Here is an 8,620-nt window from a genome sequence, read left to right as displayed (position 1 = left end):
TCAACATGGATATGCCCACCAGGCGGCTCGTACGGCGATCAGTACCACGATCGAGCGATCACGAACCGAGGAAGATCGGACTTAACGCTCACTGACGCCTCCCGGCTCTCCCCCGTTGAGTCCTGATCCGTTCAATCCCTGTCCGCCGCGGCGATGCCCGCCGCTGCGCGGCCGAAGAAGAAGGTCTCCGCTCCGATGAACGTGTTCCTGTGGATTCTGCAGGGCGTCCTCGCCGCGTTGTTCGTGGCGGCCGGCGTCACCAAGTCCACCCAGCCCCGCGAAAAGCTCACATCCCAGCTGCCGTGGGTCAGTGACGTCTCGACACCCGTGGTGCGTCTGATCGGCGTCGCCGAACTCACGGGTGGCCTCGGGCTGATCCTGCCGGGCGCTTTCGACATCGCCACGGTGCTCACCCCGCTGGCCGCCACCGGCCTGGCTGTGATCATGGTCCTGGCCATGGGCCTCCACGCCCGCCGCAAGGAGCCGCAGGCCATCGGGTTCAACGCAATCCTGCTCATCGTCGCCGCGGTCATCATGTGGGGCCGGTTCGGGCCCTACTCCTTCTAACCACCCGGTCCCCTGCCCCTTCACAGCGGCCCGGTCCGCGACCACGCCGGCCGGGCCGCTCCCTCTCACCCCCTGTCCGCCTACCGGAGACGACCGTCGAACTGGGCATCATCTCCCTGTCCGACCTGCAGACCGACCCCGCCACAGGAAAACCGCACGACTCGGGGCGCCGCACCCGCGAGATCGTCTCCTACGCCGTCGCCGCCGTCCAGGCCGGCCTGGACGTCTTCGGTCTCGGCGAGCACCACAGCCGGGACTTCGCAGTCGCCAACCCCGCCGTCCCGCTGGCCGCGATCGCCCAGGCCACCGCCCGTATCCGGCTGGCCAGTGCGGTGTCGGTGCTGTCCACCGCCGATCCGGTCCGGCTGCACCAGGACTTCGCCTCCCTCGATCTGATCAGCGAAGGCCGCACCGAGATCATCGCCGGGCGCAGTGCGTTCGTCGAGGCGTTCCGCCTGTTCGGCGTGGGCCTCGAGGACTACGACGACGTGTTCGCGGAGAAGCTGCGGCTGCTGCTCGCCAGGTGGACGGCGAAGCCCAGCCTGGTGGCGCCGCTCTTGTTCCGTGACCAGCCCGCCTCGTAGCCGGACAGGGTGAAGTAGTCCACCACCCCATCCAGACCAGATTCCGCCCCGCCGACAGCCCCTTTCGTCACCCCCGTTCCCAGCGTTCGGGCTGGACGGTATGGGCGCCGGTGTACAGCGGGGACGGATATCGGCGACGGACTCCCTTACAAAAGGCGGACCTGGTGGATGGGCCGCCGCCGAAAAATTGTCATAGGCGTCAGCTGTGGCCGAAGGCCGCCGCGGCGGCCACGCACAAGAGCGATGTGTTCGACGAGGTCACCGAACGCAGGCTGCTGGCCAGGAACCTGCGGACCGTGACCGCCCTGACGGACCCGACGGTCCTCGAGCCGGTGATCGCCGGTGTGACCGCGGGCTCAAAGAGGCGGGCACAGTGTCGCCGGTCGGGCGCCTGTCCATGGGTGAGTGGGGTTGCCGCATGGACAGGCGTGACTGTGGGCCTCAGGCCGCTTCGAGGAAGGGGTAGTCGGTGTAGCCCTCGGCGCCCGGCCCGTAGAACAGTTCCGGCCGCGGCTCGTTCTCCGGGTGGCCACCCTGCCAGCGCTCGACCAGGTCGGGGTTGGCGATGAGGGCCCGGCCCACGGCCACGGCGTCGGCATGGCCGGCCTCGATCTGCTGGAGCGCCTGCTCGCGGGTGGTCTGCCCCCCGAAGGGGCCGCTGTTGACGATCAGCTTGCCGTCGAAGCGCCGCCGCAGCTCCTGCACCAGATCGCCGCCCGGCTCGGCGTGCAGGACGGAGAGGTAGGCCAGGCCCAGCGGGCGCAGCTGGTCCACCAGGGTGCCGTAGGTGGCCAGGACGTCGTCCCGGTCGGTCTCGAAGACGTCCCCGAGGTCGACCTCCGGCGAGATCCGCAGCCCGACCCGCTCGGCGCCGACGGCCTGGGCGACCGCCGTGACGACCTCGACGACGAAGCGGGCGCGGTTCTGCGGCGAGCCGCCATATCCATCGGTGCGCTGGTTGGCCGCCGGGGAGAGGAACTCCTGGAGCAGGTAGCCGTTGGCGCCGTGGATTTCCACACCGTCCGCTCCCGCCTCGATGGCCCGGCGGGCCGCGGCGACGAAGTCCTCTACGGCTGCCCGGATCTCTGCGGTGGTCATCGCTTCCGGTACGGGGTAGGGCTGCTCGCCCTTCTCGGTGAACGTCTTGTTGTCGATGGCGATCGCGCTGGGGGCGAGGATGCGGCGGCCACCGTTGATGTCGGGGTGGGTGCCGCGGCCGGCGTGCATGATCTGCAGAACGATGCGGCCGCCCTCGGCGTGCACCGCCTCGAACACCCGCTGCCAGCCGGCCGCCTGCTCGTCGGTGGCGATGCCCGGCTCACCGACATACCCCTGCGACGCGTGGTCGGGGTAGGTGCCCTCGGTAATGATCATTCCGACGCTCGCCCGCTGCCGGTAGTACTCGACCATCAGGTCCCCGGGGATGCCGGCGGAACCGGACCGGACCCGGGTCAGCGGTGCCATGACGATGCGGTTGGCGAGCTCGATCTTCCCCAGAGAGACGGGGGAGAAAAGTGACGGGACGGGCGAAACTTCTGAAGTGTTGACAGGCATGGGTTTCTTTCTTTCTGCACTACGGAGGGAAACGGGATGAAGGTCTGCGCCGCAAGGGGTCCACGCTGCCCCGGCGGAGGCGCGGATGCGGCCCTCGGGCAGGCGCGGGCCCGCTGACGGTGACGCGTTCCAGCACCGCGATCGGGGCGTGGGCGGTGTCGGCGGCGAACACGGTGAGAGCCGCATGCCGTCGGCGTCGGTGTCGACGCCGGTCAAGCGCAACTGCCCGCCGGATCCGGTACGAATCGGTGTCTGCAGGCCGCGCCGCGACCGACGAAGGCGCGGGCTTAGCTGAGCGGGACGTCCGCGACACCCTTGAGGTGGCTGAACGTCTCGAGGGAGTACCGGCCGTGGTAGCGGCCCATGCCGCTTTCACCGACGCCGCCGAACGGCAGGCCGGGCATGAGCAGTTGCATCACCGGCTGGCCCCAGGCGACGCCGCCGGAGGACGTCTCGTTCAACAGGCGCGACTTGATGGCCTCGGACTCGGTGAAGGCGTAGAGCGCGAGGGGCTTGTCGCGTTCGTTGATGAAGGCGATGGCGGCATCGAGGTCTTCGACTTCGACGACGGCGAGGATGGGACCGAAGATCTCCTCCTGCATGACCGGCGATGCGGGGTCGACATCGGTGAGCACGGTGGGTGCGATGAAAAGGTCGTCGCGGTCGTGCTGGCCTCCCACCGCCGCCCGGCCGGAGTCCAGCAGCCGGGTGAGCCGGTCGAAGTGCCGCTCGTTGATGATCCGGCCGAAGTCGGCCGAGGTCTGCGGGCTGGTGCCGAACTGGGCGTCGACAGCCGCGCGCAGGGCGGGGACCAGGGCGGCGGCGGTGGCGGGATCGGCCAGCACGTAGTCGGGGGCTATGCACTGCTGGCCCGCGTTGCCGAACTTGGCGCCCACCAACCGCTTCGCGGTCTCGTCCACGTCGGCATCGGGTGCCACGAAGACCGGTGACTTGCCCCCGAGTTCGAGTGTGACGGGGGTGAGGTTCTTGGCGGCTGCGGCCATGACGATCCGGCCGACGGTGCCGTTGCCGGTGTAGAAGATGTGGTCGAAGCGTTGTGCCAGGAGGGCCGTGGTCTCCTCGGCGCCTCCCTCGACCACGGTGAGCACGTCAGGATCGAAGTACTGTCGCAGGAGGCGTGAGGCGACCGCCGAGGTGTGCACCGCGATCTCGCTCGGCTTGGCCACCACGGTGTTCCCGGCGGCCAGTGCGCCGATGATGGGGTCGATGAGAAGGTGCAGCGGGAAGTTCCACGGGGCGATCACCAGGACGACCCCGAGCGGGTCGTACGTGGTGTAGGCCGTGGTCGTGGGACCGAAGTGGGCGGGAACCTCCACCGGGCGAGGCTGAAGCCAGTTCTCGAGATTCGCCAGCGTCTCGTCGATGTCGGCGACGGTGAAGTCGATCTCCTGCGTCTTCGCCTCGGCGAGGTTCTTCCTCAGGTCCGCCCAGAGCGCCTCGATCAGCTCCTGCTCGTTCTCGACCAGCAGGGCCCGCAGCCGCCGCAGCTGGTCGACGCGCCAGTCCAGTCCGCGGGTGACGCCGGTGTCGAAGGTCGCACGAAGGCGGCCGACCACCTCCGCGGCCGTTTCCGTCTGGGGGGTCCTCGACTCGGTTCCCTGTGTCGCGGTCATGGGGTGTCTCCGTTCTCGATGCAAGGCCACGCCCGGCTGCCTTCCAGCCGGGCACGGTCTCCAGCGTGCTAGCCGATCCGGTATTCACCCAGGTCACGGCTGTATGTACATCCGCTGTGCCTACCACTGACTGGTGCAGGCTGATGTGCGTCCGACCGGGGATACTCGAAGGCATGGACGAATACCCCGAACCGGTGCACGAGCCTGCCGACGGCGCTCTGGACGCGCGTGCCGAGCTCAGTGAGTTCTTGCGCACCCGGCGAGCCCGGCTGAAGCCGGAGGACGTGGGACTGCCGGGCTTCGGGCGGTACCGGCGGGTGCCGGGGCTGCGCCGCGAGGAGCTGGCGCAGCTGGCCGGGGTGTCGGTGGGGTACTACACGCGCCTGGAGCAGGGCAACGGGCAGCACGTGTCGGCGGAGGTCCTCGACGCCATCGCCCGCGCTCTCAGGCTGAGCGACGCCGAGCACGCCCACCTCACACACCTGGCGAAGCCGAAACAGCGGAAGAAGAAGCCGGCCGGCCACACCCAGCAGGTGCGGGGCCCCCTGCGGATGCTGCTGGACACCATGGAAGGCGGCCCGGCGATCCTCGTGGGGCGGCGCTCGGACATCCTCGCCTGGAACCGGATGGCCGCGGCGGTCTTCGGCGACTGGGCCGAGTTGCCCGAGCACGAGCGGAACTGGGCGCGGCTGGTGTTCCTGCGGCCCGAGTACCGCGACCTGTTCGTGGACTGGGAACGCAAAGCGAACGACGTCGTCTCTCAGCTGCGCATGGACGCCGGCTCCCATCCAGGCGACCCCCGGCTGTCCGCGCTGGTGGGCGAACTCTCCGTGAAGAGCGAGGAGTTCAGGCGGCTGTGGGCCGCCCACGACATCAAGGACAAGTGTCACGGCATCCAGCGCCTGCACCACCCGCTCGTCGGCGAACTCGATCTGCGCCTCGAGTCGTTCCATCTGGCCGACGACCACGAACAGACGCTGGCGACGTACATCGCCGAACCCGGTTCCCCGTCCGCGGAGGCACTACGACTGCTGGCCAGCTGGGGCACCGACGCGACAAGGGCGGGAGCCGGGATGCCGCCGGCACGCACGGCTTGATGAACAGTTGATCATCGGTAGTCGGCTGCGCGCCACGCCCAGCGTCCCGTCGACCTTGCCGCCCCCGGAACCCCCGGCCCCGGCACCCGCCGTCGCGCCAGTCACACCGGCCTCGCACGAACCACGGAAAACCGAAGTACGTGCGCAGATCCCGGTCTGACTGGCTGACTACGGCTTTGGCCAGCTGCCCAACGCGAGGTCGGCGACTTGCAGCAGCTCAGGGCGGGAACTACCACTCGCGGCCTGGACGGCGATCCCATTGGCGACTGTTCTCAGGTAGAGCGCAAGGAGATGAGGATCTATGGAAGGCGGAAGGTCACCGGCGTCCACCGCCTGTTGAAACCGGCGCGTCAAGTGGGCTATTCCGTCCTCACGCCATGCGATGAGTGCATCTCGGACTGGGCGGCTGTCATCCCCGGTGGCCAACGCACCGTGCACGCCAAGACAGCCCGCGGGGAGTCCCGGCATGGTTGCCGCCTCGACCGTCCCGTGGAGCACGGCAGTAGCCACTGCTGCACTTGTGGGCTCCGCCAGGGCTTGGCCGAAGTAGGCGGTCAAGCCCTCGGTGTACCGCTCCAGCGCCTTGTAGAAGAGGTCTTCTTTGCTGCCGAACGCCCTGTACAGGCCGGGGCGGCTGATACCCATCGCCTCGGTGAGGTCGTCAAGGCTGGCACCCTCGAACCCCTTTGACCAGAACACCAGGACTGCACGATCGAGTGCCTCGTCGATGTCGAACGAGCGAGGCCTGCCGGGAGGGACCGGTGTCGTCGAGGTCATGTCTTCATCCTACTCCTTTGGTACCGATCGGTACGGGTGTGCTACCGTGTTTCGTACCAATCGGTACGCTATACAGAGAGGTGGCATCGTGTCACAGACCGTACTCATCACTGGCGGAACCTCAGGCATCGGCTTGAGCCTCGCGCAGTCCTTCGTGGAGCTCGGGATGTCTGTCGTCGTTTGTGGACGCTCGCAGGCTGCGCTTGACCGATTCGCGCAGGCACACCCGCAGGCGCTGGCCGTACGGGCCGATGTGACGGACGCAGCTGACCGGGCAGCGTTGCTGCAGGCGATCGCTGATCGCTTTGGGCGTCTGGACGTGTTGGTCAACAACGCCGGTACGTTCGAGGAACGAGACTATGCAGCCGGCAAGAACCCCAATGCGACTCTCGATGCCGAGGTGGCGTTGAACCTCACCGCCCCCATCCACTTGACGGGTGAAGTGCTCGAGCGATGGCCAGAGCCCGACGCGATCGTATTCATCACCTCGGGGTTCGCTCTGGTCTCACCCACTCGCGCGCCTACCCACGGCGCGGTGAAGGCCGGCCTGCACGGCTTTGCGGACGGCTTGCGCCGTCAACTCGCCCCGCAGGGCACCCATGTCCTCGAGGTCCTCCCACCGTCCACGGACACGCCCATGAACGCCGAAGCCACGGGGAAGAAACTGACTCCCGAGCAGGTAGCGGCGGTCACGATGAAGGCTCTTCGGCGGGGGCGGAACATGGCATTCCCCGGTCAGACGAAAGTCATGCCCGCCATGCTGCGCATCGCGCCGGGCACACTGCGACGCGTCGTCGCCGAGCTCTGAACCCCATGAAACACAACTGACCGGCCCGTTCCGGATTGAAAGGGTTCTCCATGTCCAAATTCCCCCTCCACCTGGTTCCTTCCCGCAGAGCGCTGACGACCGGGCGCTTCATCGTCGCGGCCACCCACTTGTTCACCCCGCGGCTGGCCGCGCGGTTTTTCCAGCTCACGGCCAGCGGTACCCCCGCGATCCCCTATGCGCGGATGTTCGCGATACGCAACGCTGCTCTCGGGCTTGGACTGCAACGGATGGACAGTTTCACCCGGCCCCAGCAGCAGCAGTTTCTTGCGGTGAACATCGTCATGGACTCAGTCGATGCCGCCGCTTTCCTGGCTGCGGGCCTGCGGCGCGACGTCAGCCGTACCTCGGCCATGCTGTCCGCCGCAGTGGCTCTTTCTGCGGTGGTAGCCGGTACCACGGCCCTCATCGAGCACAAGCAAGCGGCCGCCCAAGAAACGGAGCCAACAGCGACGGCGCCATCGAACAGCGACTGGAAGTGACCGCGCCGGCGTGGCACCGCAGCTGATCCACCGCACCGCCTCCATTGGCTGGAGGCCGCCGAGGACGGGTTGGCGGTCTCTGTCGAGTTCAGCATCGGGCGGATGAGGTTCTGGCGAAGACGTGGACGACGGTACCCGGGGCCGTCGACGGTGAGGACGGCCGGTTACCCCCGACAGGGCAGGCCAGGTCACCGGCTGCTCGCACTGGTGGCGATCGCGGGGAGGACGGCGAGAGCGAGGATGCCGCCGGTGAGGGCGAGGACGGGGTGGCCAGAGGCAGAGACGACGAGGCCGGAGCTGAAGCCCCCGGTAGCGCCGGCGATGGCGATAGAGACGTCGGCCATGCCCTGGTTCTTGGCGCGGGTAGCCAGGGGCACGGCATCGGTGATCATCGCGGTGCCGGAGACGAGGCCCACGTTCCAGCCCAGCCGCGGCCGCGGTGATTCCGGCAGCGAGCGAAGTCCTCGTCCAGGCAGGCCGCGATGGACACATTCGTCATCCCGCCAGGTCCCCGATCGGTCAGTCGTTGCCGTCGCTCTTGCCGGTGCACCACCGTCCGAGGGGAATGGCGGTGCGGCCCCGGGCGGCGACGATCACCCGACGGGAGCGGACCACGCCTGGCGTGCACGCTGATTCGGGAGTGTCCAACTAGACGGCGGATCCGATGATCAAGGAGACGCCTGATGAGTGAGACCATCACCGAGCACGAGGCCGCGGAGGAGCCGGTCGTCGAGTCGGCCGCGGAGGCCGTCTCGGACGAGCAGTTGATCGCGATGCTGGTCGACCGAGCCCGCTCCGACGGGCTCCAGCTGACCGGCGAGGGCGGGCTGCTGCGCGATGGCAAGGTCGCCAACCGGCCCATCTACGTGGCGATGGCCGTCACGGTCGAGGGCACCCGGCACATTCTCGGGATCTTTGCCGGTGACGGCGGCGAGGGCGCCAAGCACTGGCTCCAGGTCTTCACCGAGCTGAAGAATCGCGGAGTTGAAGATGTCCTCATGCTCGTCTGCGACTGTGAGGATGATCGTGTTCCGCACGGGGCCGCGGCTTGACCCGGTCTGCGACTGACCAAGGTGTCCTGAGCGCCGATCTGTCGGCC

The 8,620-nt window shown here is 68.2% G+C and carries 8 protein-coding genes and 2 pseudogenes; 6 read left to right on the top strand and 4 right to left on the bottom strand.

The features are described from left to right. Window positions 1–153: 153 nt before the first annotated feature. Both ACFYMM_RS43970 and ACFYMM_RS43965 read left to right on the top strand, forming a co-directional pair. Window positions 154–567, top strand: a complete 414-nt coding sequence (locus tag ACFYMM_RS43970; protein WP_388398382.1) for a DoxX family protein — start codon at window positions 154–156, stop codon at window positions 565–567. Next, window positions 537–1,151 (top strand): LLM class flavin-dependent oxidoreductase, encoded by a 615-nt coding sequence (locus tag ACFYMM_RS43965; RefSeq protein ID WP_388398380.1) that lies wholly within the window; start codon window positions 537–539, stop codon window positions 1,149–1,151. Before ACFYMM_RS43970 ends, ACFYMM_RS43965 begins: the two co-directional genes overlap by 31 nt. Before the next feature lie 441 nt (window positions 1,152–1,592). Here the strand turns inward: ACFYMM_RS43965 and ACFYMM_RS43960 are convergent, their stop codons facing one another. Both ACFYMM_RS43960 and ACFYMM_RS43955 read right to left on the bottom strand, forming a co-directional pair. Beyond that, on the bottom strand, window positions 1,593–2,705 hold the full coding sequence (locus tag ACFYMM_RS43960) for an alkene reductase (protein WP_388398378.1): 1,113 nt from the start codon (window positions 2,703–2,705) through the stop codon (window positions 1,593–1,595). Between the two features lie 287 nt (window positions 2,706–2,992). Then, window positions 2,993–4,339 carry an aldehyde dehydrogenase family protein gene (locus tag ACFYMM_RS43955; protein ID WP_388398375.1) on the bottom strand — a complete coding sequence of 449 codons (1,347 nt, stop codon included), beginning with the start codon at window positions 4,337–4,339 and terminating at the stop codon, window positions 2,993–2,995. Window positions 4,340–4,512: 173 nt separating this feature from the next. Here ACFYMM_RS43955 and ACFYMM_RS43950 point away from each other — a divergent pair, with 173 nt between their 5' ends. Further along, window positions 4,513–5,436 carry a helix-turn-helix transcriptional regulator gene (locus tag ACFYMM_RS43950; protein WP_388398372.1) on the top strand — a complete coding sequence of 308 codons (924 nt, stop codon included), beginning with the start codon at window positions 4,513–4,515 and terminating at the stop codon, window positions 5,434–5,436. Window positions 5,437–5,604: 168 nt separating this feature from the next. Here the strand turns inward: ACFYMM_RS43950 and ACFYMM_RS43945 are convergent, their stop codons facing one another. After that, on the bottom strand, window positions 5,605–6,213 hold the full coding sequence (locus tag ACFYMM_RS43945; protein ID WP_388398369.1) for a TetR/AcrR family transcriptional regulator: 609 nt from the start codon (window positions 6,211–6,213) through the stop codon (window positions 5,605–5,607). A gap of 88 nt (window positions 6,214–6,301) precedes the next feature. On the opposite strand from ACFYMM_RS43945, the gene ACFYMM_RS43940 reads away from it, so the two are divergent. Further along, window positions 6,302–7,021: an SDR family NAD(P)-dependent oxidoreductase gene (locus ACFYMM_RS43940; RefSeq protein ID WP_388398366.1), complete on the top strand. Its 720-nt coding sequence runs from the start codon at window positions 6,302–6,304 to the stop codon at window positions 7,019–7,021. Between the two features lie 50 nt (window positions 7,022–7,071). Then, entirely contained in the window at window positions 7,072–7,521 is a 450-nt protein-coding gene (locus ACFYMM_RS43935) for a hypothetical protein (protein WP_388398364.1), read from the top strand. A gap of 188 nt (window positions 7,522–7,709) precedes the next feature. Here ACFYMM_RS43935 and ACFYMM_RS43930 read toward each other — a convergent pair. Then, window positions 7,710–7,949 (bottom strand): annotated as a pseudogene (locus ACFYMM_RS43930) (MFS transporter); the annotation flags it as partial. Between the two features lie 402 nt (window positions 7,950–8,351). On the opposite strand from ACFYMM_RS43930, the pseudogene ACFYMM_RS43925 reads away from it, so the two are divergent. Continuing rightward, window positions 8,352–8,534 (top strand): annotated as a pseudogene (locus ACFYMM_RS43925) (transposase); the annotation flags it as partial. Window positions 8,535–8,620: the final 86 nt, after the last annotated feature.

The sequence above is a fragment of the Streptomyces sp. NPDC006739 genome, from assembly GCF_042869815.1.
Taxonomy (GTDB): domain Bacteria; phylum Actinomycetota; class Actinomycetes; order Streptomycetales; family Streptomycetaceae; genus Streptomyces.
This window is presented reverse-complemented; position numbering and strand designations above follow the sequence as displayed.